At 73.2% G+C, this 22,939-nt stretch carries 21 protein-coding genes; 11 read left to right on the top strand and 10 right to left on the bottom strand.

Annotated elements, in window-relative coordinates; all coding sequences use genetic code 11:
* Nucleotides 1-8: 8 nt before the first annotated feature.
* Together ACTWJ8_RS03875 and ACTWJ8_RS03870 are read left to right on the top strand one after the other, a co-directional pair.
* A complete protein-coding gene (locus tag ACTWJ8_RS03875) occupies nt 9-821 on the top strand; it encodes an acyl carrier protein (protein ID WP_443262886.1) in 813 nt (270 codons plus the stop codon).
* Nucleotides 822-866: 45 nt separating this feature from the next.
* On the top strand, nt 867-1,550 hold the full coding sequence (locus tag ACTWJ8_RS03870) for a GAF and ANTAR domain-containing protein (protein WP_356380209.1): 684 nt from the start codon (nt 867-869) through the stop codon (nt 1,548-1,550).
* 37 nt (nt 1,551-1,587) lie between these two features.
* Here ACTWJ8_RS03870 and ACTWJ8_RS03865 read toward each other — a convergent pair whose 3' ends face one another.
* Nucleotides 1,588-2,718 (bottom strand): NDMA-dependent alcohol dehydrogenase, encoded by a 1,131-nt coding sequence (locus ACTWJ8_RS03865; RefSeq protein WP_443262885.1) that lies wholly within the window; start codon nt 2,716-2,718, stop codon nt 1,588-1,590.
* Nucleotides 2,719-2,952: 234 nt separating this feature from the next.
* Here ACTWJ8_RS03865 and ACTWJ8_RS03860 point away from each other — a divergent pair, with 234 nt between their 5' ends.
* The 3 genes from ACTWJ8_RS03860 (at nt 2,953) to ACTWJ8_RS03850 (ending at nt 6,712) form a co-directional block, all read left to right on the top strand.
* On the top strand, nt 2,953-4,014 hold the full coding sequence (locus ACTWJ8_RS03860; RefSeq protein ID WP_443262884.1) for an AraC family transcriptional regulator: 1,062 nt from the start codon (nt 2,953-2,955) through the stop codon (nt 4,012-4,014).
* Nucleotides 4,015-4,142: 128 nt separating this feature from the next.
* Nucleotides 4,143-5,693: an acyl-CoA synthetase gene (locus ACTWJ8_RS03855; RefSeq protein ID WP_356380201.1), complete on the top strand. Its 1,551-nt coding sequence runs from the start codon at nt 4,143-4,145 to the stop codon at nt 5,691-5,693.
* Complete coding sequence (locus ACTWJ8_RS03850) at nt 5,690-6,712, top strand: phosphotransferase family protein (RefSeq protein ID WP_443262883.1); 1,023 nt, start codon at nt 5,690-5,692, stop codon at nt 6,710-6,712. Before ACTWJ8_RS03855 ends, ACTWJ8_RS03850 begins: the two co-directional genes overlap by 4 nt.
* A 25-nt stretch (nt 6,713-6,737) precedes the next feature.
* Here the strand turns inward: ACTWJ8_RS03850 and ACTWJ8_RS03845 are convergent, their stop codons facing one another.
* From ACTWJ8_RS03845 to ACTWJ8_RS03810, 8 genes are all read right to left on the bottom strand, one after another.
* Nucleotides 6,738-7,511 (bottom strand): SDR family NAD(P)-dependent oxidoreductase, encoded by a 774-nt coding sequence (locus ACTWJ8_RS03845; protein WP_356380195.1) that lies wholly within the window; start codon nt 7,509-7,511, stop codon nt 6,738-6,740.
* Nucleotides 7,508-8,404, bottom strand: a complete 897-nt coding sequence (locus ACTWJ8_RS03840) for an enoyl-CoA hydratase-related protein (protein ID WP_356380192.1) — start codon at nt 8,402-8,404, stop codon at nt 7,508-7,510. Before ACTWJ8_RS03840 ends, ACTWJ8_RS03845 begins: the two co-directional genes overlap by 4 nt.
* 53 nt (nt 8,405-8,457) lie before the next feature.
* Entirely contained in the window at nt 8,458-9,288 is an 831-nt protein-coding gene (locus tag ACTWJ8_RS03835; RefSeq protein ID WP_356380189.1) for a crotonase/enoyl-CoA hydratase family protein, read from the bottom strand.
* Nucleotides 9,289-9,333: 45 nt separating this feature from the next.
* The gene (locus ACTWJ8_RS03830; RefSeq protein WP_443262882.1) at nt 9,334-10,692 is read right to left on the bottom strand and encodes a phosphotransferase family protein; all 1,359 of its coding nucleotides are present in this window, start codon (nt 10,690-10,692) and stop codon (nt 9,334-9,336) included.
* On the bottom strand, nt 10,689-11,870 hold the full coding sequence (locus ACTWJ8_RS03825) for an acyl-CoA dehydrogenase family protein (RefSeq protein WP_356380183.1): 1,182 nt from the start codon (nt 11,868-11,870) through the stop codon (nt 10,689-10,691). Before ACTWJ8_RS03825 ends, ACTWJ8_RS03830 begins: the two co-directional genes overlap by 4 nt.
* A 34-nt stretch (nt 11,871-11,904) precedes the next feature.
* Nucleotides 11,905-13,512, bottom strand: a complete 1,608-nt coding sequence (locus ACTWJ8_RS03820; protein WP_443262881.1) for an AMP-binding protein — start codon at nt 13,510-13,512, stop codon at nt 11,905-11,907.
* A 184-nt stretch (nt 13,513-13,696) separates the two neighbouring features.
* Nucleotides 13,697-15,430: a PP2C family protein-serine/threonine phosphatase gene (locus ACTWJ8_RS03815; RefSeq protein WP_443262879.1), complete on the bottom strand. Its 1,734-nt coding sequence runs from the start codon at nt 15,428-15,430 to the stop codon at nt 13,697-13,699.
* A 100-nt stretch (nt 15,431-15,530) separates the two neighbouring features.
* Nucleotides 15,531-16,373 (bottom strand): triphosphoribosyl-dephospho-CoA synthase, encoded by an 843-nt coding sequence (locus ACTWJ8_RS03810; RefSeq protein WP_443262878.1) that lies wholly within the window; start codon nt 16,371-16,373, stop codon nt 15,531-15,533.
* 178 nt (nt 16,374-16,551) lie between these two features.
* On the opposite strand from ACTWJ8_RS03810, the gene ACTWJ8_RS03805 reads away from it, so the two are divergent.
* Genes ACTWJ8_RS03805 through ACTWJ8_RS03785 form a run of 5 tightly spaced genes read left to right on the top strand, consistent with a single transcriptional unit; the run spans nt 16,552 to nt 21,085 of the window.
* Nucleotides 16,552-17,646, top strand: a complete 1,095-nt coding sequence (locus ACTWJ8_RS03805) for a PIG-L deacetylase family protein (RefSeq protein WP_443262877.1) — start codon at nt 16,552-16,554, stop codon at nt 17,644-17,646.
* On the top strand, nt 17,639-18,718 hold the full coding sequence (locus ACTWJ8_RS03800; protein ID WP_443262876.1) for an ATP-grasp domain-containing protein: 1,080 nt from the start codon (nt 17,639-17,641) through the stop codon (nt 18,716-18,718). The genes ACTWJ8_RS03805 and ACTWJ8_RS03800 overlap by 8 nt, the downstream gene beginning before the upstream one ends.
* On the top strand, nt 18,715-19,455 hold the full coding sequence (locus tag ACTWJ8_RS03795; protein WP_443262875.1) for a PHP domain-containing protein: 741 nt from the start codon (nt 18,715-18,717) through the stop codon (nt 19,453-19,455). Before ACTWJ8_RS03800 ends, ACTWJ8_RS03795 begins: the two co-directional genes overlap by 4 nt.
* Entirely contained in the window at nt 19,455-20,945 is a 1,491-nt protein-coding gene (locus ACTWJ8_RS03790; RefSeq protein WP_443262874.1) for a glycosyltransferase, read from the top strand. The genes ACTWJ8_RS03795 and ACTWJ8_RS03790 overlap by 1 nt, the downstream gene beginning before the upstream one ends.
* The gene (locus ACTWJ8_RS03785) at nt 20,942-21,085 is read left to right on the top strand and encodes a hypothetical protein (protein ID WP_443262873.1); all 144 of its coding nucleotides are present in this window, start codon (nt 20,942-20,944) and stop codon (nt 21,083-21,085) included. Before ACTWJ8_RS03790 ends, ACTWJ8_RS03785 begins: the two co-directional genes overlap by 4 nt.
* Nucleotides 21,086-21,089: 4 nt before the next feature.
* Here ACTWJ8_RS03785 and ACTWJ8_RS03780 read toward each other — a convergent pair whose 3' ends face one another.
* The gene (locus ACTWJ8_RS03780) at nt 21,090-21,620 is read right to left on the bottom strand and encodes a cupin domain-containing protein (protein ID WP_443262871.1); all 531 of its coding nucleotides are present in this window, start codon (nt 21,618-21,620) and stop codon (nt 21,090-21,092) included.
* 238 nt (nt 21,621-21,858) lie between these two features.
* On the opposite strand from ACTWJ8_RS03780, the gene ACTWJ8_RS03775 reads away from it, so the two are divergent.
* Nucleotides 21,859-22,740: a universal stress protein gene (locus ACTWJ8_RS03775; RefSeq protein ID WP_443262870.1), complete on the top strand. Its 882-nt coding sequence runs from the start codon at nt 21,859-21,861 to the stop codon at nt 22,738-22,740.
* Nucleotides 22,741-22,939: the final 199 nt, after the last annotated feature.

Here is a 22,939-nt window from a genome sequence, read left to right as displayed (position 1 = left end):
GTCGAACCGTGTCCCGCACCACATCCGCGAAGCGCACCGCCGCCGTCGCCGCGCTCCTCCTCGCCGCGGGCGCCCTGTCCGCACCCGCCGCCTCCGCGCAGGGCGCCGACGCGGCGCCCGGCGACGCGTACGTCCTGCACGTGACCACCAACCCGACCAGCACTGACTACGACGACCGCCGCGTCGACGTCACCGGCACCGTCACCAAGGCCGACGGCACCCCGGCGCCGAACATCCCCGTCACCGTCAAGGAGGTCGTCCGCTTCACCACCTGGAACCCGTGGGGCGACCCCATCGACCCGAACTACTACGAGCCGCGCGAACTCGGCACGCCGGTCAGCGACGCCGAAGGGAAGTTCACGATCCCGAACGTCAACATCGACCACGTGGGCGCGAGCAGCCTCCTCAACGTCGAATCCGAGGTGGAGATCTCCGCCACGTACGACGAGGACGGCGACCCCGACACCCCGCAGGACGGCTACTTCGCGGACACCACGGTCGGCGTCGAGCGCCGGACCAGCACCGTCAGCTACCAGGTCAACAAGCGGAAGGTGAAGGCCGGCGACATCCTCACCGTCCAGGGCCGGGTCACCACGCCCCAGGGCGTCGACCCCTACGACACCGAGGTGTTCCTCCAGACGTACTGGGAGAGCCAGGTCGACGTGCGGACCACCACCGAGCACGACGGCTTCTTCGTGATGTCCGTGCGTGTCGACAAGGACGACGACACGTTCGTGCTGCGCACCGCCCCGCGCGACCTCTATGTGGCCGGGGCACAGAAGACGCTTCCGGTCAGCAACGCCTCGGCCGTGGCAGGGTAGGCGGCAGCGCGAGAAGGCACGTACCCCCGAGGCGAGGAGCGCGGCATGGAATGGCGTGAGTTTGCTCTGAACATGGCGTCCATGGCGCGTGAGCTGCTGGCGCAGGACTCCGTGGACGCGACCCTGAACCACATCACGGCCTGGGCCGTCGGCCAGGTCGAGGGCTGCGACGCGGCCGGCATCCTCGTCCTGCGCAAGGGCCGGGTCGAGACACTGGCCGCCACGGAGACGCTCGTCGAGGAGAGCGACAGGCTCCAGGGCCGGCTGGGCGAGGGCCCCTGCTTCGACGCGGCCCGCACCGGGCACCCGGTGTTCCGCATCAAGGACGTGTCGACCGAGACGACGCGCTGGCGCTCCTACGCACCGCGCGCCCACGAACTCGGCGTCGGCAGCATGATGGGGTTCCTGCTCTACACCGAGGAGGAGGGCGACCTCGGCGCCCTCAACCTCTACTCCCGCAAGCCGGGCGCGTTCACGGAGGACAGCGAGGCCGCGGGCTGGCTCCTCGCCTCGCACGCGGCCGTCGCCTTCGCCACCGCACGCGAACACGCCTCGCTGCACCGAGCCGTGGAGACCCGCCACGTCATCGGGGAGGCCATGGGCATCCTGATGGCCGCCCACGACCTCTCCGAGGCGGAGGCCTTCGCCACGCTGCGCCGCTACTCGCAGGAGCACAACATCAAGCTGCGCGAGGTGGCACGACGCGTGAGCGAACGGGGCGGCCTGTGACCCGGCACGGGCCGCCCCGCCCCGCTCCCGTACGGAATCAGTAGTCCGCGTCGGTGTAGCGGATCACGCCGCGCAGGTTCTTGCCGTCGCGCATGTCCTGGTAGCCCTGGTTGATCTCCTCCAGGCGGTACGTGCGCGTCGTCAGCTCGTCCAGCTTCAACCGGCCGGCGCGGTACTGCTCGAGCAGGCGCGGGATCTGGGTGCGCGGGCTGATGCCGCCGAAGATCGCGCCCTGGATCCGCTTCTGCATCAGCGTCAGATCGAACAGGCTGACCTTGGCGTCGATCTGCTGCATGTCCGCGAGGGCCGTCGCGATGACCTGGCCGCCCTTGGCGGTCATCGCGAGCGCCGGGGCCAGCTGGTCGCCCTGGAGCTCGCCGACGGTCAGGATGACGGTGTGCGCCTTCGCGCCCCAGGTCAGCTCGGTGACCGGCCCCTCGGCCTCCTCCATCGAGGCGAAGGTGTGGGTGGCGCCGAACTCCCGTGCCTTGTCCCGCTTGAACTCGACCGGGTCCACCGCGATCACGAACCGCGCGCCGGCCGCCGCGGCGCCCTGCACCGCGTTGATGCCGATGCCGCCGACTCCGACGACCACGACGGTGTCTCCCGGGCGGGTGTCGCCGATGGAGACGGCGGAGCCCCAGCCCGTGGAGACACCGCAGCCGAGCAGGGCGGCCGTCTCCAGCGGCACATCCTTCTCGATCTTGATGACGGACGACTGGTTCACGGTCACGTACGGGGCGAACGTGCCGAGCAGGCACATCGGTGTGACCGGGGCGCCGCCCGCGGTGCGCGTGCGGTAGGTGTTGTCGGCGATGGACTGCCCGGTGAGCAGGTTGGCGCCCTGGTCGCACAGGTTCTGCAGGCCCTGCGAACAGGGGCGGCACACGCCGCAGGCCGGGATGAAGCCGAGGATCGCGTGGTCGCCCTCCTCGACACCGGTGACGCCGGGGCCGACCTTCGTCACCACGCCCGCGCCCTCGTGCCCGCCGAGCAGCGGGTAGGTGGCGGCGAGGCTGGCGCCGACGCGGAAGTGTTCGTCCGAATGGCACAGGCCCGAGGCGGCCAGGCGCAGCTGCACCTCGCCCGCGACCGGGTCGCCGATCTCGATCGGCTCGACCGTCCAGTCCTCGCCGGGCTTGTGGAGCAGGGCTCCCTTGGTCTGCATACGCGCGTCCTCCCTGCGTCGGCGACGATGCCGCGCCCGGCCGCCGGACGGGACCGGACACACTCGCCTCAAGCTAAGCGGCGGGCCCCGGGCCCTCCATGACCGAAGCGGACAACGCCGGGACAGATTCGGACACGCAGCCGGGTTGTGGCCGCCGAGAGCGCCGTGCTGTCATGAACTCCCCTGACGGATGCGGGCGTTGGCAGCGTGACGGCGGGAAACGGAGGGCCGGTCATGACCGTGTCGGTGGACACGGCTGCCGCGCAGCCGGAGGTCATCGCCGAGGGATTCACCGACTGGGACTTCCCGCGCGCCGCGTCCGGCGTCCTGCCGCTGCTCGCCTTCGCCGCCGAGCGCGGCCTGCCGGCCGCCGACTGCCTCGACGGCTCCGGAATCGACGAGGCGGCGCTCGCCGACCCGCACCACCTCGTCGAGGCCGCGCAGGAACTCGCCGTCGTCCGCAATCTGCTGCACGGCATCGGCGACCGCCCCGGACTCGGTCTGGAGGTCGGGGCCCGCTACCACGTCACCACGTTCGGCCTGTTCGGGTACGCGCTGCTCAGCGCCCCGACGATGCGCGAGGCCTTCCGGGACGGGCTGCGGTACTCGGCGCTGACCTTCGGCTTCGCCCGGCACAGCGCGGTCATCGGCGCCTCGGGGCACGTCGAGCACCGGATGGACGGCAGCCGTGTCCCCGCCGACGTGCGCCGCTTCCTCGTCGAGCGGGACTGCGCCGCCAACATCGTGCTCGCCCGGCAGGTGTTCACCGGCGACCCGCCGGGCCCGCTGCTCCGCGTCGACCTCGCCTTCCCCGAACCGCCGGGCCCCGCGCCCGCGCTCGGCGTCCCGGTCCGCTACGACGCGGCGACCACGGCCCTCGTCCACGACGCCGCGTTCCTGGACAGGCCGCTGCCGTACGGGAATCCGCACACCGCGCAGATCTGCCGCGAACTGTGCGAGCGGCTCGTGGCGCAGCGGGCGGGCGGCAGCGGAGCGGCCCGCACGGTGCGCAGGCAGCTGCTGGCGGGTGGCGGACCCGACCCCGGCATCGAGTGTGTCGCCCGCCGCATGAACATCACCTCGCGCACCCTGCGCCGCAAGCTCGCCGCCGAGGGCACCACCTACCGGCGGCTCCTCGACGACGTGCGGCTCACCCTCGTGCAGGACGGCCTGCGGCACGAGCGGCTGTCCGCCGCCGAACTCGCGCACCGGCTCGGCTACTCGGAGCCGTCCAGCTTCATGCGGGCCTTCCGGCGCTGGACGGCGGCCGAAACCTCGCGCTCCGACGGGAGTTGAACCGGGCGCATCCGCCCTGAACGAACGATCTATTCATGACGTCGTACGTCTTGCTGCCCCCTCGCGCGGTGACTTAGAAAGAGTGCACGGCCACCCACCGGCGTCCACGTCCACGCGAAAGGCGTCCCGTGTATCCAGGTGCCCATGCCCAGAGCGATCCGCAGCGCCCCGCCGTCGTCATGGCGTCGACCGGTGAGCAGCTGACCTACGGGGAGCTGGAGGAGCGCTCCGTCCGGCTCGCCCACGTGTTCCGCGAGGCGGGCCTGCGCCGCGGCGACGTGGTCGCCCTCCTCACCGACAACTCGATCCACACCTACGAGGTGTACTGGGCCGCCGTGCGCTCCGGCCTCTACATCACCCTCGTCAACCACCATCTGTCCGCGCCCGAGATCGCGTACATCGTCGAGGACTCCGGCGCCGCCGCCCTCGTCGTCTCCGGCGCGCTCGCCGACCTGGCGCGCGACGTCGCGGGGCGGATCCCGCAGACCGTGCGCGTACGGCTCGCCTACGGAGGCGACGTCGACGGCTACGACGACTACGCCACCGCGCTCGCCGGCGCCCCGTCCGAGCCGCCCGACGACCAGCCGCGCGGCGCCGACCTGCTGTACTCCTCCGGCACCACAGGACGCCCCAAGGGCATCCGCCCCGACCTGCCGGACCGCCAGGTCGGCGAGCCCGGCGACACCCTCGTCGAACTCCTGCGCCTGTTCTACGGCTTCGACGAGCACGCGGTGTACCTGTCGCCCGCTCCCGTCTACCACGCGGCGCCGCTGCGCTACGGCGCCTCCGTGCACGCACTCGGCGGCACCGTCGTCATGATGGAGCGCTTCGACCCGGAGGACGCGCTGCGGGCCATCGAGCGGTACGGCATCACGCACAGCCAATGGGTGCCCACCCACTTCATCCGCCTGCTGCGGCTGCCGGAGAAGGTCCGCGCCGCCTACGACGTCTCCAGCCAGAAGGTCGTCGTGCACGCCGCCGCGCCCTGCCCGCCCGACGTGAAGCGCGCGATGATCGACTGGTGGGGCCCCAAGCTGTACGAGTACTACTCGGCGACCGAGGGCATCGGCATGACGCTGATCACCTCGGAGGAGTGGCTGAAGAAGCCGGGCTCTGTCGGCCGCCCCATCCTCGGGCAGCCCCGGATCTGCGACGACGAGGGCCGCGTGCTGCCCGCGGGGGAGACCGGCACCGTCTACTTCGCGCGCGAGGGCGACGGTTCCTTCGAGTACCTCGGCGACCCCGAGAAGACCAAGGGCGCCCAGCACCCGGAGCACGACGACTGGGTGACGCTCGGCGACGTGGGCCACCTCGACGAGGACGGCTACCTGTTCCTCACCGACCGCCGCACCTTCATGATCATCTCCGGTGGGGTGAACATCTACCCGCAGGAGATCGAGAACGTCCTCGCCCTCCACCCCGACATCACCGACGTCGCGGTCATCGGCGTGCCCGACCCCGAAATGGGCGAGGCCGTCAAGGCGGTCGCACAGCCCGCGCCCGGCGTCGCCCCGGGGCCCGACCTGGAGGAGCGGCTGATCGCGTACGTACGGGAACGCATCGCGCACTACAAGGCGCCCCGCAGCGTCGACTTCGTCGAGGAACTGCCGCGCACCCCGACCGGCAAGCTGGTCAAGGGCAAGCTCAAGGCACGCTACGCGCAGCCGGACCCGGCGTGACGGCCGGCCTCGACGCCGCGGTCGACGACTGGCTCGCCGCGCACGTCCCCGGGCTCGTCCCGCCGCTCACCTTCGACGTCGTCTCCGGCGGCCGCTCCAACCTCACCTACCGGGTGACCGACGCCGACGGCACCGTACGAGCCCTGCGCAGACCGCCGACCGGCGGCGTCCTCAGCACCGCGCACGACATGAGCCGCGAATGGCGCTTCCTCACCGCGCTCGCACCGACGCCCGTCCCGGTGCCGCGCCCGCTCGCCTACTGCGCGGACCCGTCGGTGACCGGCGCGGAGTTCTACGTCATGGACTTCGTCGACGGCACGGTCGGTGCGGACCGGGACGCCGTGCGCGACTGGCCCGCACACGCGCGGCGCCGGGCCGGCGACCACCTCGTCGACGTCCTCGCGGACCTGCACCGCGTCGACCCGGAAGCCGTCGGCCTCGGCGATCTGGCCCGGCCGCGTGGCTACGTGGAACGCCAACTCCACCGCTGGCGGCGCCAGGTGCACCGCTCAGGCGCCCCCGACCCGAAGCTCCTCGACACGGTCCACGACGCGCTGCTCGCCCGCGTACCCGCGCAGTCGACCGGCATCGTGCACGGCGACTTCCGGCCCGGCAACCTCTCCTTCGCCCCCGACGGCACCGTGCTCGCCGTGTTCGACTGGGAGCTGGCCACCCTCGGCGACCCGCTGGCCGACCTGGGCTGGCTCGTCTCCACGTGGGAGGAGCCCGGCGACACCCTGCCCCCGACCACGGCGGGCCCGACCGCCGCCCCTGGCTTCCGCACCCGCGCCGAACTCGTCGACGCCTACGCGAAGGCCTCCGGCCGCGACGTGTCGGACCTGCCGTACTACGTGGCGTTCTCCCGTTGGCGCTCCGCGTGCATCGGCGCGGGCGTGGCGGCCCGCTTCGCGGCCGGGGTGATGGGCGAGAACGAGCTGCCGGTCGAGGAGCTGAACAGGCAGGTGCTGCGCCAGAGCGAGGCCGCGCACGACGCGGTGCGCGACCTCGACCGGTCGTAGCGCCCTTCGGAAGTTTCCGAGTCGATTAGAAGATCGAGTACGCCCCGTCCACGACGATCGTGTCCCCGGTCTGGAAACCGCCCGTGCCGCCCGCCAGATACACGGCGAGGCGGGCGAAGTCGGCCGGATCGCCCCAGCGCCGCTGCGGCATCCGCTTCATGACGTTGCGCTCGAACGTCTCGTTGTGCAGCGTCGCCGAGGCCAGCGGCGTCTCCACCCAACCCACCTGCAGGGAGTGGGCGTTGATGCCGTGGCGTGCGAACTCCACCGCGCAGCCCTGGATCAGCGAGGTGAGCGCCGCCTTGCTCGCCGCGTACGCCTCGTTGCGCGGGCTTCCCTGCACCGACGACAGGCTCGACGTGCCGACGAGGACACCGCCGCCCCCGCGCTCCACCATGTGCGCGGACGCGGCGCGCAGGGTGAGGAACGCGCCCTCCAGGTTCACCCGCATCACCCGCCGGAAGTCCGCGAGGCTCAGCTCCGTGAACGGGGTGATGGTGCCGTTGATCCCGGCGTTGGCGAAGCAGGAGTCGACCCGGCCGAAGCGTTCAAGGGTCTCGGCGAAGGCCGCCGTCACCGCGTCCTCGTCGCCCACGTCGCAGCGGATCGCGGCCACCCGCGTACCGTGTTGCGCGAGTTCCTCGGCCGCCGCGGCGTTGCGCTCCGCGTTGGTGCCCCACACGCACACGTCGGCGCCCGCCTGCGCGAGGCCGCGGGCCATGCCGAGGCCGATGCCGGAGTTGCCGCCGGTGACGAGCGCGACGTGCCCGCTCAGGTCGAACAGGTCCGCCGCGCTCATCGCACGTCCTCCGGGGCGTCGGGCCACGACGGCAGGGTGTCCGCGTGGTCGGCGAGCGTCGCCGGAAACTTGGCCGGTCGCTTCTCCAGGAACGACATCACGCCCTCGGCGGCGTCCGGCCCCTGGCCGAGCCGGAAGATCGCCGCCGAGTCGAGGCGGTGCGCGTCCCACGGGGAGGCCGCGCCGAGCATCGACCACATCAGGCGGCGGGAGTGCGCGACCGACACGGCGGAGGTGTTCTCGGCGATCTCGGCGGCCAGCGCGTACGCCGTCGGCAGCAGCTCGACGTCCGGGACGACGCGGGAGACCAGCCGTCCGTTCAGGGCTTCCGCCGCGTCGAAGACCCGGCCCGTCGCCACCCACTCCATCGCCTGCGAGATCCCCACGACCCGCGGCAGGAACCAGCTCGACGCCGCCTCCGGGACCAGTCCGCGCCGCGCGAACACGAACCCGAAGCGGGCCGACTCGCCGGCGATCCGCACATCGGCGGGCAGCGTCATCGTCGAACCGACGCCCACCGCCGGCCCGTTGACCGCGACGATCACCGGCTTCACGCTCGCGGCGATGCGCAGCGCCACACAGCCGCCGCCGTCGCGCGGGACGCCGTCGATGGTGCCGAAGTCCGTGCGCCCGCCCGCGCGCCCCACGGCATCGTGGTCGAACGTGGCGGCGCCGCCCGCCAGATCGGCGCCCGCGCAGAAGCCGCGGCCCTCGCCGGTCAGGACCACCGCCCGGACGTCGTCGTCGGCGTCGGTGGCGTCGAACGCGGCGATCAGCTCGGCGGCCATGGTGTGCGTGAACGCGTTCAGGCGGTCGGGACGGTGCAGGGTGATGGTGGCGACGTGGTCGGCGACCCGCAGGCGGATCTCCGTGAACTCGGTCTGGACTGTCATGCGTTGATCCCCAGGTCTACTCGGTGCGGTGAGGTGCTGTGCGGCACGGGCGGTCAGAGGTCGGTGAAGCGGGGCGCCCGTTTGGCGAAGCGGGCGGCGACCGCCTCGACCTGGTTCGGGCTGCCGATGAGCGCGCCGATCTCCTTCTGCTCCTCGGCGAAGCCGGTCGCCAGATCGGTGCGGCCCGCGAGGTCGAGCAGCCGCTTCGCCGCGCGCACGGCGTGCGGGCTCTGCCCCGCGATCCGCCGCGCCGTCTCGAGCGCCGCCGCCACCGGATCGTCCGCCGCGTACGTCGCCAGGCCGATGCGCGCCGCCTCCTCACCGCCGACGACGCGGGCCGTGTACGTGAGTTCCTTCGCGACGTCGCGGCCCACGAGCTCGGGCAGCAGCTGCGTGCCGGTCATGTCGGGGACCAGCCCCCACGCCACCTCGAACACGCTGAGCCGGGCGTCGGGCGCCACGATGCGGATGTCGGCGCCGAGCGCGATCTGGAGCCCGCCGCCGAGCGCGTTGCCGCGCAGCGCCGCGATCACGGGCACCGGCAGCTCCGCCCACACGTACGCCGCGCGCTGCCCGGCGGCCCGCGCGGGACCGTCCGAAGGCGGCAGCTCGGCGAGCCCGGAGATCCGCTCCCCGTCGCGCATCGCCTCGAACGCGGTGAAGTCGAGCCCGGCGCAGAAGTCGGGCCCCTCGCCCGACAGCACGACGGCCCTGACGCCCTGCTCGGTCTTCAGCCGCTCGCCGGTCGCCACGAGCGCCTCGAACATGGCCGGGTCCAGCGCGTTGCGCTTCTCCGGCCGGTCGAGCCGCACGTCGGCGACGCCGTCGGTCACGGTGACCTTCACCCGCCGGTCCGTGTCGGGTGCGGGCCTTGTGCTGGTCATGCGCGTGCTCCCTCGGTTCTCTTTCCTACGGGTTCGGGGCGGCGGTCACCGGGCCGGCTGCGCCGCGTACGCCGGGTTGGCGACCGCGAGCCTGTCCGCGACCCCGCCGCGTACGGCCGCGAGGACCGCCGGATCGCCGGGATCGACGGCGCCGTGCCTGATGGCCTCGGCGAGGTCGCGGTCGTCGGTGCGGCCGACGGCGGCCAGGCGGCGGGCGTGGGCCTCGGCGTGGGTGGGGCCGAGCAGGGCCTCGTGGCGGGCGACGGCCACCGCGTTGGCCGCCACCTTCGCCAGGAACCGGCGCCGCGGATCGTCAGCCGGTTCCTCGGCGAGGAAGCCCTGCACGGCGCGCAGCAGCGCGTCGGCGCCCGGCGGATCGTGCGGGGGAGCGGCGGCGGTGTCCGTGCGGTCGGCGAGGACGTCGGGCACGGGCGCCGGTTCGGTGACGCCGAGCGCGAGCAGCACGTCGTGCTCCTGCTCGCACACCTTGCGACCGAGGACGGCGTACTCGACGGACTGCTCGGCGCCCGACAGGAAGCGCTCGGCCTGCATCCGGCACAGCACGGCCCAGCGCAGCGTGCCGTACGTCTCCCACCAGCGCAGCTCGTCCTCGCCCGGCGCGTCCCCCGCGATCTCGGCGTATCCGGCGAGCAGTTCCGCGCGCGGGCCGAAGCCGCCGACGGGTTCGGGCGAGCCGAACCGCCAGGCCTTCACGCACAGCCAGCCGAGGTCCTCGACGGGATCGCCGACGTGGGTGAGCTCCCAGTCGAGGACGGCGCGCACGCCCGTCCCGTCGACCATGAGGTTGCCGTTGCGGAAGTCGCCGTGCACGACGCGGGTCGGCCGGGTGCTCTGCGGCCGGTGCTCGGCGAGGTGCCGGAAGGCCAGTTCGAGGGCCGGGCGCGGGTCGTCCAGCTCCCGGTAGAGGCCGCTCAACTGGTCCAGTACGTCGACGTGTTCGAGCCCGGGGACCGCGTCCACCGGGATCGCGTGGATGCGCGCGAGGATCCGGCCGAGCTCGCGCGCCAGCTTCGGGCGCACGGCCGCGAACCGGTCGTCCCGCAGCAGACGGCGCGGGATCGTCTCGCCCTCGACCCGCTCCATCACGAGGTGGGCGCGGCCCAGGACCGCGCCGTGGTCGACGAGGCCGGGCACCGGCACCCCGGCGTCCGCCGCGGCCGAGAGCACCGCGGCCTCCCGCGCCATCACCTCCGGGTTCGGCCGGGACCGCGGATCGCGGCGCAGGATCAGCGGGCGCGCGGCCCCGCCCTCCGGCGCGGCGTCCAGGGACCAGGTGTCACGGCTCGCGCCTCCGGACAGCCGCCGCCAGCCCTCGACGGAAACGGGCACGCCCCACAACTCGGCGAGCCGGGCCCGCAGTTCCTCCCGCAGTTCCTCGCTCACGCGGGCAGCCCCGCCCACGGCGCGGCGCCCGGATCGGCGAGCAGCTTGCGGGCGACCACCATGCGGTGCACCTCGTCGGGCCCGTCGTAGATGCGCGCGTACCGGGCCCTGCGGTACATGCCCTCCAGCGGGGTGTCCGCGGTGACGCCCAGCGCGCCGTGCACCTGGATGGCGCGGTCGACCACGTTGTGCAGCACCTGCGCGCCCCAGAACTTCACCATGCTGATCTCCAGGCGGGCCTGGCCGTCCTGGTCGTAGCGGCGGGCCGCGTCGAGCGTCATGAGCCGGGCGGACTGGATCTCTGCGGCCGACTCCGCGATGTAGCGGCGGATCTCGCCCTTCTCGCCGAGCAGCGAACCGTGCGCGTACCGGGAGTTGGCCCGCTCGACCATCAACTCGAAGGCCCGCTGGGCCTGTCCGAGCCAGCGCATGCAGTGGAAGATCCGGCCTGGCCCCAGGCGGCGCTGGGCGATCGTGAAGCCCTTGCCGCGCTCGCCCAGGAGGTGGTCGGCGGGCACCCGGACGTCGGTGAGCCGCAGCTCGCAGTGGTCGCCCTCGGTGTCGCCCATCGTCTCGAGGACGCGGGTGATCTCGAGGCCCGGCGTGCCGGCCGGGACGATGATCGCGGAGACGGTGCCGTGCGGGCTCGCGGCGTCCTCCTCGGTGCGGGCGAAGACCGTGGTGAAGGCGGCCCGGCTGGCCCCGGTGGTGAACCACTTGTGGCCGTTGATCACCCACTCGTCGCCGTCGAGCACGGCGGTCGTCGCGATCCGCGTCGGATCGGAGCCCGCGACCTCCGGCTCGGTCAGGCCGACGCTCGGGCTGATCTCCGCGTTCACCAGCGGCTTCAGCCAGCGCTCGCGCTGCGCGCGGGAGGCGTACAGATCGAGCATGATCGAGTCCTGCATGGTGTACGTGCCGACCGCGAGCTGGCCGTACTCGGAGCGGCCGATGATCTCGTTGATCAGCGCGAACTCGTACAACGGCAGCCCTTTGCCGCCGAGTTCGGCCGGGTGGCCGAGGATCCACAGGTCGAGCTCGCGCGCCCGGTCCTGGAGGGCGGCGAGCGCGGCGCGGCCCTCGGGGGTGCCGGAGCCGAGCAGCCGCTCGGCGGGGATCACCTCGTCGTCGATGAACGCGGCCATCCGGGCGCGCAGTGCGGTCAGGTCTTCGGGCATGCGGGGTCCGTCCTGTCGCGGTGGGGGTGTCCGGTCAGTCGCGGGCGGCGTCCCGCAGCCGCACCTTGAGCACCTTGCCCGCGGCGTTGCGCGGCAGCGCGTCGATCACGACGACCGAGGTGGGCTTCTTGTACGAGGCGAGGAGTGTCCGGCAGTGCTCGATGATCTCGTCCTCGGTGGGCGGGTCCGCGGGGTCCTTCGAGACCACGTACGCGCGCGGTGTCTCCACCCACTCGGGGTGCGGTACGCCGACGACGGCCACCTCGGCGACCTTCGGGTGCCGGTCGACGGCGGCCTCGACCTCGGCGGAGTAGATGTTCTCGCCGCCCGAGATGATCATGTCCTTCTTGCGGTCGACGACGTAGATGTAGCCCTCGTCGTCCATCCGGCACAGGTCGCCGGAGTGGAACCAGCCGCCCTCGAAGGCGGCGGCCGTGGCCTCCGGGTTGTTCCAGTAGCCGAGCATGAGGTTGGCGCCGCGGTAGACGATCTCGCCGACCTCGCCCACCGGCACGTCCCGCATCTCCTCGTCGACGATCCGCGCGTCCACGTGCCGCACCGGCTTGCCGACGGAACCGAGCTTGCGCACCGCGTCCTCGCCGTCGAGGTAGCAGGTCACCGACGCCATCTCGGTCTGCCCGAAGGCGCTCCTGATGACGACGCCGGGGAACGTCTCGTTCATCGCGTGCAGTACGGACGGCGGAGCGGCGGATGCGCCCCAACTGAGGCTGTTCAGGACGAGCTTGCGGTCCCTGATCCCGGGCACTTCGCAGATCGCCTTCCACTGGCTGGGCACGAGGAAGCAGCCGGTGATCCGCTCCCGCTCCAGCAGGTCGACGGTCTCCGCGGCGTCGAAGCCCACGGTTGCGCCGATGACCGTGCAGGTGCCGTAGAGCATGGAGGCGACGACCGAGTCGACGCCCGCGATGTGGAACATCGGGATGTTCAGGAGGGTCCTGTCGGTGGGCTTCGGTGTCTGGACCTCCACCATGTGCAGGGTGTTCACCACCAGGTTGAGGTGGCTGAGCACGGCGCCCTTGGAGCGGCCCGTGGTGCCGGAGGTGTACATCAGGAACGCCGGGTCGTTCTCCTCGACGTCGACCTCGACGGGCCCGGCGTCGTACGCGTCGCGGACCGCGGCGAGGTCCTTCGTGCCGTCGGGCGCGGGCCCGTCGCCGAGGTGCAGCACCCGGCAGTCCGAACCGGCCAGGCGCCGCCCCTCCAGGCCCGCCTGGGCGAGCAGTTCGTCGACGACGAGCACCGACGGCGTGCAGTCGCCGAGCACGTGGGCCACCTCGTCCGGTACGAGGCGGAAGTTGATCGGCACCGCGATCGCCCCGAGCCGTAGCGCCGCGAACCACACCTCGACCGTCTCGATCCGGTTGGTGGTGAGCGCCGCGACCCGGTCGCCGGGGCCCACGCCGCGCTCGGCATAGGCGCGCGCGAGCCGGTTCACGCGGGCGTCGAGCTCGCCGTACGTGAGCTCCCTGTCGTTGTGGCGCAGGGCGGGCGCTGACGGCGTGCGCCGCGCCTGGCGGGCCAGTTGGTGGGCGAGCGAGAGTCGGCGCCCGGCCCGCAGGGAGGACTCGGGCGTGGGGTCCGGGGGTGCGGTGGGGCCGGATGCGTCGGTTGCGTCGGACACGAAGGACACGCGGGACTCCCGTCGACGGCTGCCGGAGGCCCGGGTCACCCCGGGCCGTGGCGGCCGGTGCGGGGACCCGATCCAGGACTGATCGAACGTTAAGAGAGTGACGGGCGGGCGACAACCCCCGCGGCGTGAGAGCCGGTTGTTCCGGCCGCGCGGACGACAGGGTGCTGAGCGGTCGTTAAGGCGTCTCGGAGGCGGTCGACGTGCGGCGCAGGACCAGGAGTGTCGCGTCGTCGGAGCGGTGCGGGCCGTCGAGGCGGGCGACGACGCGCTCGGCGTACTCCTGGAGTGCGTCGTGGCCCGCGTCCGGCGCGGAGCCGAGCAGGCTGTCCTCCGCGGCGTCCAGGAAGCGCCGGGTGTCGAGGTCCGGGTCGCTGTCGCGGCGCTCGGTGAGCCCGTCGGAGTACATCAGCACGATGTCGCCGACCCGCAGCTCCGACACGGCGGCGACGTACGACTCGCCCGGCAGTACTCCCAGCGGGAGGCCGGGTCCGCCGTCGGGGTCGGGGAGTTGGCGTGCCCTGCCGTCCCGGACGAGCACAGGACGCGGGTGGCCCGCGCATGTCCAGCGCAGGACGCCTTCCTCCGGGTGGTAGCGGGCGATGATCGCCGTCGCCGTCGACTCGTCGCCGTCGGCGCACGCCAACTCGTTGAGCCACTGCGTGAGTTGTTCGACGCGCTGCTCGGTGTAGGCGAGGCCCGCCAGCGCGTAGCGGAGCTTGGCCATCAGCGTGACCGCCGCCAGACCGTGCCCGCGAGCGTCGCCGAGGGCCACGAGCAGCCGGTCGCCCGGAAGCCTGCGCGCCTTGTACCAGTCGCCGCCGACACCGGCCTCCCGCGCGTCAGGACGGTACACGGCGGTCGCCTCGAGTCCGTACGCCGCCAACTCGTCCTGGAAGTGCGGGAGCAGTGCCTCGCGCAGGGAGCCCGCGACCTCGGCGACGGCCTCCGCCCGCTCGCGCTGGCGGCGCGCCTCCCGCTCCGCGCGCTCGGCGGTGGCCCGCCTGCGCCGCTCGGCGGTCACGTCGGTGAGCACCGCGCGCAGCGCCCACACCAGGCTGCCGGGCGCGATCCGCACCGGCTCGGCCGTCATCCGCATCACTCGGGAGCCGATGCCGCGCAGCCGCAGCTCGCAGACGCCGGTGCGCTTGCGCAGGATGACGTCGTACAGGACGCGGTACAGCTCCGGCAGGCTGTCGGGGGTGACCGCCTCGGCCAGTTCGGCGAGCGTGGGCACGGGCGCGTGGCTGTCGAGCCCGAGCACCTGGCGGAATCCGCGCGAGGGGTCGACGCCGCCGTCGCCGAGGTTCCACTCGGCCCAGCAGGTGCGGACCAGCTGCTGCGCGGCGGCCGCCATGTGCAGCCGGTGTCCGCGCTCCCACGTGATGAGGAGGTGTTCGCCGCAGGGGCTGACCCGCACCTGGTCGTTTATCCGCACGGGCCCGTACGACGTGGTGATGACCCACTCGACCAGGGTCGGCCCCTGCGCGGCGCCCTCGCGCAGGGCCTCCGTCATCATGTCCGGCAGCGGCGAGCCCGCGAGGGAGGGGAACCGCGCGAACAGCGAGCCGGGGACCTGCCACGCGGGCAGGACACCGCGGGGGAGGCGCTCGGCCGCGTACGTGTGGGCTGCCGCGTTGCGGGCGACGTAGACCGCGTCCTCGACCCGCCCCTCGCCGTCGACGAGCGGCGCCACCAGGAGCGCGGGGAGCGGCACGGCGTCCAGGATCTCCCGGGCCGATGGCGTGGGCGGCACCGGTTCCGTCGCGGCGGGGGTCGCAGCCGGCTCGGCCGCACCCTGGTACGAAGCGGCATACCGCCTGATCCGCCGCTCCTGGGCCCGCAGCAGCTCCCTGATGGACTGGAGCGCCAGGTGGGTGCGGGCGTCCGGCACCGGTGAGGTGGCGTCCATACGGGGTGGCTGCCTCCTCTGCGCGGCGGGGTCGGTGCCCACCAGCCTCGGCGCTCGCGGCGCGACGGGCCAAGTCTTCCTACGCCAAGCGGTGTCGGGATCAGGCGGCGACCGGCAGCGGGTGCTCGTCGACGGAGTCCAGGAACAGCAGCACCGTCAACAGGGCGCCGCTGGCCGCGGGGCAGATCCCGTACCTGACCGTCTCCTCGTCGAGCTCGGACAGCAGCCTGCGTCCCTCGTCGGTGCCGGAGCCGCCCGCCGCGAGGACGGCGGCGGCGTCCTGCTGGATCAGCCGGACGGCCAGCGGGCCCCTGTCTTGTTCCACGCGGACGTCATCCACGGACGCGATGAGGGTGAGGAGGGCGTCGAGCTGGGCGATCTCCTCGGCGATCCCGCGCGAGCGCGCCGAGCGCAGCTTCGGCAGGAGGGCGAGTGCCGTCGTCAGGTGGCGCCGCTTCGCCTCGGTCGGCAGTGCCCGGTAGCCGTCGCGGAAGTCCCCTGACGGCTCGATGTGCGCGTCGAGGTCGAGGGCGACGCGGCAGGCGTGCCCGGCGTCCCGCGCGCCCTGGGTCCACGCGGCCGACAGCAGGCACAGCGAGCGGGCGGCGACGTCGAGGCCGTTGAGGGAGGCGACGTACGGGCCCTGGCGCTGCGCGTCGTCGCAGGCCGCCGCGAGCCGGCCCAGGTCCGCGCCCGCCGCGGCGGCGTCGCGGAACGAGCCGTGCAGGCCGACGCCGGCGTCGACGAGCGAGGCGAACACGGTGTTGGCGGGGGACTGCGCGGTCCTGCAGTCCGGCAGGCCCGGCTTCGGCGTCAGGAACGCCTCGCGGGTGAAGGCGGCGACGGCGAGATCCGCGAGGTGGTCGGCGGAGCCGGACGGCCCTTCGGTGGGTGAGGTGTGCTTCTGGTCCTGATTCGGGCCGGAGGAGGTGCTGCTGAGCATGCTCTGCTGCTTCCGCTGGACGGTGTGGTCGGGTGTGGTCGTCCTGCCCGGCGCGACTCGGGCAAACCGGGACCAAAGTCCTCGGTCGCGCGGGCCCTGCGTCAGTAGTTGAGCGCAAAAGTACTGAGACCTGTCCGGTGCGCGGCCGTGTGCCGAGCCGCGCGCTACGGTGGTCTTTATGTCCGACATATCCAATAACTCCCCAGGTGGGGACGGTCGGCAGATCCTGGCCGGCGCCCACGTGCTGCTCGCCGACCGCGACGCGAACACCGCGTCCGCCGTCGCCGACGCACTGCGCGACCAGGGTGCGGCCCACGTCCACACCGTCGGCTCCGCCCAGGCGTTCCTCGACGCGGGACGCACCCCTCCGCCGACCGTGCCCCGCTGGGACGTCGCCGTGTGGGACACCGGGCTCACCGGCGACGACGAGGCGCTCACCGCGTTCCTCTGCCAGTGGCACGAGCAGCACCCGCGCGTCCCGCTCGTCGTCAACGAGGAGACGCCCAGCACCCGCCGCGCCCTCGCCGTGCTGCGCGGCCGGGCCGCCGACATGGTCGAGCGACGGGACGCGGACGGACTCGTCGCGGCCCTCACCCGCGCCCTGCACGAACGGCCCGCCGATGCGGAACCCCGCAGCCGCGTGCACATGCTGGTCGTCGGCGCCCACCCCGACGACGTCGAGATCGGCGCGGGCGGCACCATCCACCGCAGGGCCGACGAGGGCTGGGACGTCACGATCCTGACGCTGTCCCGCGGCGCGGGCGGCGGCGACCCCGACGAGCGCCGCGACGAGGCCCACCGGGCCGCCGCCGCCATGGGCGCCCGGCTGGTCATGGAGGACCTGCCCGACGGATCCATCACCGACGACAGCCACACCGTGCGCACCATCGAACGCACCGTGGCCGAGACCCGGCCCGACGTCGTCCTCGTGCACTCGGACAGCGACACCCACCAGGACCACAGGGCCGTGCACCGGGCCACCCTCGTGGCCTGCCGCCGAGTGCCGCGCGTCGCCTGCTACCAGTCGCCGTCCGCGACCGTCGCCTACCGCCCCAACCGCTTCGTCGGACTGCGCGACGGCGACCTCGAAGCGAAGCTCACCGCCATCAACGCACACCACTCACAGGCCGCGAGCCGCTGGTACCTCGAAGAGGACCTGCTGCGCTCCACCGCCCGCTACTGGGGCCGCTTCTCGCAGGCCCGCTACGCAGAACCTCTGGAGGTCATCCGCGATGCCACTCCGCTCGGCTTCTTCCCCGCAGACCATGTCTGAGCCGCACACCGCGCCCGCCGCGCACACCACCCCCGTCCCCGACCCGGCCGACCTCCTCGGACGGCCGCCCCGCGTCCTCGTGACCGGCGCCGGGGGACCGTCGGGCGTGTGCTTCCTGCGGGCGATCGAAGGCTCCGCCGAGCGGTACGCCGCCGACATCGACCCCAACGGCGCCGGCCTGTACCTCGTGCCGCGCGCCTACCGGCTGCTGCTGCCTCCCGGCCACGCCCCGCACTTCGCGGACGCCGTGCTGGCCCTGTGCCGCCGCTACGCCGTCGACGTCGTCGTACCGACCGTGGACAGCGAACTCGTGGCCCTCGCCCGCGCCGCCGACGCCTTCGCGGACGCCGGGGTGCGTGTCCTCGTGCCGTCCGTCGACGCGCTGGAGACCTGCCTCGACAAAGGGCGGCTCGCCGAGGCGTGCGACGGCCGGGTGCGCCAGCCGGTCACCCGCCCCATCGGACCCACCCGCATACCGGGCGCCGACTTCGAGGGCGGCTACCCGGCCATCGCCAAACCGCGCACCGGCTCCGGCTCCCGCGGCGTCACCGTCGTCGAACGCCCCGAGGACCTGGCCCGGCTCCCGCAGGACGGTTCGTACCTGCTCCAGGAGATGCTGCCCGGCACCGAGTACTCCGTCGACGTCCTCACCGACGGCGAGGGCCGTGTGGTGGCCGCGGTGCCGCGTGCCCGCGACAAGACGGACTCCGGGATCGTCGTCGCCGGACGCGTGCTGCACGATCCCGAACTGTCCGCGCTCGCCGAGGACACCGTCCGCGTCCTCGGCCTGCGCGGTGTCCTCAACGTGCAGGTGCGCGAGGACCGCGAGGGCAAGCCGGCTCTTCTGGAGGTCAACCCGCGCCCGCCCGGCGGCCTGTCGCTCACCGTCGCGGCGGGCGTCGACATGCCGGTCCTGGCCGTCGCGGGACTGCTCGGCGCCCCGCTGCCCGAGCGGATCGAGCACCGCGAGACCGCCGTCGTACGCCACTGGCAGGACGTCGTCCTGCACCCGCGCGAACTGGGCGACCTGGGCGACGTACGGGAGGCACGCGGGGCGGGAGGCGTCGCATGAGCGACCTCGCGCACCCGCTGCTCGGCTCCGACCTGCACACCCACACCGACTTCTCGGACGGCCACGACCCGCTCGACCGGGTCGTCGCCGCGGCGGAGTCCGCCGGTCTTCACACCCTGGTCCTCACCGACCACGTCCGGGCCGACACCCGCTACCTGCCGGAGTACGTCGCCGCCGTGCGCGCCGCCCGCAACGGGACCCGCGTCCACCTCGTCTGCGGCGTAGAGGCCAAGATCATGGACACCGAGGGCCGCATCGACCTCCCGGACGACCTCACCGGCATCGACCACATCGCCCTCGCCGACCACCGCTTCCCGCTGCCCGACGGCCCCGCCCACCCGGACGACGTCCGCGCCCGCCTGGACTCCGACACGCTCACCCCCGCCGAGGCGCTCGACCACCTCCTCACCGCCACGACCCGCGCCGTCGCCCGCATCCCCGCGGGCCGCACCGCGCACCTCGCCCACCTGTTCAGCGTGCTGCCCAAGGCGGGCCTCGACGAGACCGCGCTCGACGGGCACCTGCTCGCGCCGCTGGCCCGCGCCTGCCGCGAACACGACGTCGTCGTCGAACTCAACGAGAAGTGGCGCTGCCCCGCCCCGCGCACCGCCGCGCTCCTCGCCCGCGCGGGCGTCCACCTCGCCGCGGGCAGCGACGCCCACCGCGCCGAGGCCGTCGGCGTCTTCCCCTGGGTCGCCGAGGCGCTCACCGAGACCGAGAGGCGGTGCGCCGCCTGATGGAGATCCTGCACACCGTCGCCGAGGTGATCGTCTTCCTCGGCGCGGTGCCCCTGGTCACCGCGGTCGTCCAGTTCCTGCTCATCGGCCTCCAGCGCTTCCGCCACCTGTACGAGGACCAGCCCACGCCGCACCTGCCGCGCACCGCCGTCCTCATCCCCGCCTGGAACGAGGCGCCCGTCCTGACCGCGTCCGTCGAGGGCCTCCTCGCGATGCGCTACCCGGCCGACCGGCTGCGGGTCCTCGTCGTCGACGACGCCAGCACCGACGAGACACCCGACGTGATGCGCGCCCTCGCCGAGCGGCACCCAGGGCGCGTGGTCCACCTGCGCCGCGAGCACGGCGGCCAGGGCAAGGCCCACACCCTCAACCACGGCCTCGACCACGTGCTGCGCGACGACTGGGCCGAGGCCGTCCTCATCATGGACGCCGACGTCGTCTTCGACGAGGACGCGCTGTGGCGGATGACCCGGCACCTCGCCGAGCCCGACGTCGGCGCCGTCACCGCGTACATCAAGGAGGGCAGCGGAAAGCAGGGCAACTACCTCACCCGCTACATCGCCTACGAGTACATCACCGCGCAGGCCGCAGCCCGCCGCGCCCAGAACGTCCTCGGCGTCGTCGCCTGCCTCGCCGGCGGCGCCCAGCTGCACAGCCGCGCCAACCTGGAGGACATCGGCGGTCGCATCGACACCACCACGCTCGCCGAGGACACCGTCACCACGTTCGAGACGCAGCTCGCCGGCCGCCGCGTCGTCTTCGACGGATACGCGACCGTGCTCGCCGAGGAACCGACGTCGCTCGCCGGGCTGTGGAAGCAGCGCCTGCGCTGGGCCCGCGGCAACGTCCAGGTCACCCGCCGCTACAAGAACCTCTGGTTCCGTGGCCGCACCGCGCGCGGCGGCGGACACCACCGGCTCGGCTCGTTCCTCTTCGGCCTGATCTGGTTCTCGCTCCTCATCACACCCGTGCTGCTCGTCCTCTGCTCGGCGTCGCTGCTCTTCCTCTACCTCACCGACCCCGACCGGGCCTGGCCGCTGTTCCACTGGCTCTGGGTGACGAACCTGATCTGCTGCCTCCTGATCACGTTCATGTCCGCGGTCATCGACCCCGGAACCTTCAAGCGCAGCTGGTTCGAGGCCCTGATCTACCCCGGCGCCATCGCGACGGCGATCCTCGTGATCACGGCGCTGCCCGGCATCTTCATGCCGCTCCTCGAACGCTCCGGGCTGCTCCCGCAGGACGGCTCGATCCACCCCGTGATGCTCGTCGTCTACGCGTGGCTCGCCCTGTCCATGCCGATCGCCTGGCTGGCGAAACTCCTCACCGGCACCCGGCTGCGGTGGCTCGCACCGCCGCTCCTGCACCTGGCCGGCTACGGCTCGCTCCTGGCAGCCTGCCTCGTCGCCTCCTTCTACCAGGAGCTCCGCAACAAGCAACTGACCTGGGACAAGACGGAGAAGACCGGAAAGGTGGCGGTGGGCCGATGACCGAGGACGAACTCATCGAGCGGACCCGGGCCCTGACCCGCGAGGACCGCCGCCGGGACCACCGACTGTTCTGGCTCGAGCTGCTCGCGTTGCTGCTGGTGGCGGCGGTCCTGGTGGCCCGCTGGGCATGGCTGCTCTGAGCGCCTACCGGTCCACGGTCCCCGCCCCGAAGTCGAAGTCCTCCACGAAGTAGCTGTCGTGCCGGACGCGGAACTCCTTCAGCTCCTCCGGGCCACGCCGCGACATCTCCGCGACCCGCTCGAAGTACTCCTCCCGCGGGGCGCCGGGGGCGAACAGCATCAGCATGGACACCGGCTCCTCGGTCACGTTCTTGAAGGCGTGCAGACCGCCCGCGGGCACGTACAGGAAGTCACCCTCGCGGCCCGTCACCCATTTCTCGCCGTCGTACAGCTCCAGCTCGCCGGACAGCACGTAGAACGACTCCGACATCGCCCGGTGGAAGTGGGCCTTCGCACCGGCCGAGCGCGGCCCCAACACCCCCCTGTAGAGCCCGAACTCACCCCCGGTCGACTCCTGCGTGGCGAGGTAGCTCGTGGACCCGCCGGGCGAGGACACCTCCGGTGGTGTGTCGGCGGACCGGAACGACGCGCTCACCTCGCCCGTGTCGCCGTGGTAGCGGGGCTCCGGGTACCGCATGTTCTCGACGTACGACATCACACGCTCCTTGTCGGAAGGCCGGCCCTCAGCGTGCCCCGGCCCGGGGACGCCCCGCATCGGGCCCGTGAACGATCGACAGGGACCCGGCGGCCCAGGCCGGAGGGCCTAGGCCTCCCGCATCCGCCCGCTCGCCGTGCGCCGCCCCGCCTCCGGGGTCACGCTGGAAATGAGGGGGCGCGGCGGCGGAGCGCCGGTCGCGGCCGGTGACACACGTACCAAGAGAGGGAGCGCACCGATGGCAGGCCACGTGCTGGTCGGGGCCGACGGGTCCGAATCGAGTCTGGAAGCGGTGGCCGTCGCCGCCACGGAGGCGCGGCAGCGCGGAGTCGGGCTGCGGATCGTGCACGCCTTCATCTGGCCGATGATGCGCGGCGGAGGATTCGCGGCGGCGGCCGACGCACTGCGCGGGCAGGCCGACCGCCTCGTGGAGGCCGCCGTCGAGCACGCCCGCGCCGCCGAACCGGACCTCGCCGACATCGAGGGCGAGGTCGCCACCGGCGAGCCGCTGACCATCCTCGCGGTCCGCTCGAAACAGGCCGACCTGGTCGTCGTCGGCAGCCGCGGCCTCGGCGCCTTCACCGGCCTCCTCGTCGGCTCCGTCGCCGTGTACCTGGCCGCCCACGCCCAGTGCCCCGTCCTCGTCGTACGCGGCCGTGCCGACGCCGAGGGCCCGGTGGTCGTGGCCGTCGACGGCTCCGGCGACTCCGCGTCCGCCGTCGACGCCGCGTTCGCCGCCGCCGACCGCCTCGGCACCAAGGTGCTCGCCCTGCACGTGTGGAACACCTGGACCGCCGAGGGCCCGGAGCGGCCCGGTGCCCTGACCCCGCTCGTGTCGAACATCAGCGAGCTGCGCAGGGCGGCCGAGGACACCCTCGCCGACTCCGTCGCCGTCGCGCAGCGCGCCCACCCGCACGTCATCGTCGAGCGCGAGCTCCTGGAGGGCCGGGTGCGCCCGGCGCTGATCGAGGCGTCCAAGGACGCCCGGCTCGTCGTCGTGGGCGCCCGCGGCAGGGGCGGCTTCAAGGGGCTGATCATGGGCTCGGTCAGCCAGGCCCTGCTGCACCACGCGGACTGCCAGGTCCTCGTCGTGCGCGGCGACATGACGGACACCGCGTGAGCGGGGTCCGTCCCCAACTGCTCATCTTTCTGGGTGGCGTGCGCTGAGCGCGGCGCGCCCGACGCGGCGCACACGCGGTCGAACTCGGTCTCTTTCGAAGGGCGTTGACGGGCGGGCGGCGCTCCGCGGGCCGTGGCGGTTGGACACCCCAGGGGCGCGTCTGGCAAGGTCGCCCGTCCGATCCCGTAGACCCGATGGG

The sequence above is a fragment of the Streptomyces sp. SDT5-1 genome (genome assembly GCF_052245995.1).
Classification (GTDB): Bacteria; Actinomycetota; Actinomycetes; order Streptomycetales; family Streptomycetaceae; genus Streptomyces.
The sequence above is the reverse complement of the archived record's forward strand: the minus strand, read 5'-3'. Positions and strand labels throughout refer to the sequence as shown.

What these genes read in the sequence shown, in the direction of transcription:
- ACTWJ8_RS03870 (WP_356380209.1), top strand. Translation starts at nt 867, where the DNA reads ATGGAATGGCGTGAGTTTGCTCTGAACATGGCGTCCATGGCGCGTGAG.
- ACTWJ8_RS03865 (WP_443262885.1), bottom strand. Translation starts at nt 2,718, where the DNA reads ATGCAGACCAAGGGAGCCCTGCTCCACAAGCCCGGCGAGGACTGGACG.
- ACTWJ8_RS03860 (WP_443262884.1), top strand. Translation starts at nt 2,953, where the DNA reads ATGACCGTGTCGGTGGACACGGCTGCCGCGCAGCCGGAGGTCATCGCC.
- ACTWJ8_RS03845 (WP_356380195.1), bottom strand. Translation starts at nt 7,511, where the DNA reads ATGAGCGCGGCGGACCTGTTCGACCTGAGCGGGCACGTCGCGCTCGTC.
- ACTWJ8_RS03840 (WP_356380192.1), bottom strand. Translation starts at nt 8,404, where the DNA reads ATGACAGTCCAGACCGAGTTCACGGAGATCCGCCTGCGGGTCGCCGAC.
- ACTWJ8_RS03835 (WP_356380189.1), bottom strand. Translation starts at nt 9,288, where the DNA reads ATGACCAGCACAAGGCCCGCACCCGACACGGACCGGCGGGTGAAGGTC.
- ACTWJ8_RS03825 (WP_356380183.1), bottom strand. Translation starts at nt 11,870, where the DNA reads ATGCCCGAAGACCTGACCGCACTGCGCGCCCGGATGGCCGCGTTCATC.
- ACTWJ8_RS03815 (WP_443262879.1), bottom strand. Translation starts at nt 15,430, where the DNA reads ATGGACGCCACCTCACCGGTGCCGGACGCCCGCACCCACCTGGCGCTC.
- ACTWJ8_RS03810 (WP_443262878.1), bottom strand. Translation starts at nt 16,373, where the DNA reads ATGCTCAGCAGCACCTCCTCCGGCCCGAATCAGGACCAGAAGCACACC.
- ACTWJ8_RS03805 (WP_443262877.1), top strand. Translation starts at nt 16,552, where the DNA reads ATGTCCGACATATCCAATAACTCCCCAGGTGGGGACGGTCGGCAGATC.
- ACTWJ8_RS03800 (WP_443262876.1), top strand. Translation starts at nt 17,639, where the DNA reads ATGTCTGAGCCGCACACCGCGCCCGCCGCGCACACCACCCCCGTCCCC.
- ACTWJ8_RS03795 (WP_443262875.1), top strand. Translation starts at nt 18,715, where the DNA reads ATGAGCGACCTCGCGCACCCGCTGCTCGGCTCCGACCTGCACACCCAC.
- ACTWJ8_RS03790 (WP_443262874.1), top strand. Translation starts at nt 19,455, where the DNA reads ATGGAGATCCTGCACACCGTCGCCGAGGTGATCGTCTTCCTCGGCGCG.
- ACTWJ8_RS03785 (WP_443262873.1), top strand. Translation starts at nt 20,942, where the DNA reads ATGACCGAGGACGAACTCATCGAGCGGACCCGGGCCCTGACCCGCGAG.
- ACTWJ8_RS03780 (WP_443262871.1), bottom strand. Translation starts at nt 21,620, where the DNA reads ATGTCGTACGTCGAGAACATGCGGTACCCGGAGCCCCGCTACCACGGC.
- ACTWJ8_RS03775 (WP_443262870.1), top strand. Translation starts at nt 21,859, where the DNA reads ATGGCAGGCCACGTGCTGGTCGGGGCCGACGGGTCCGAATCGAGTCTG.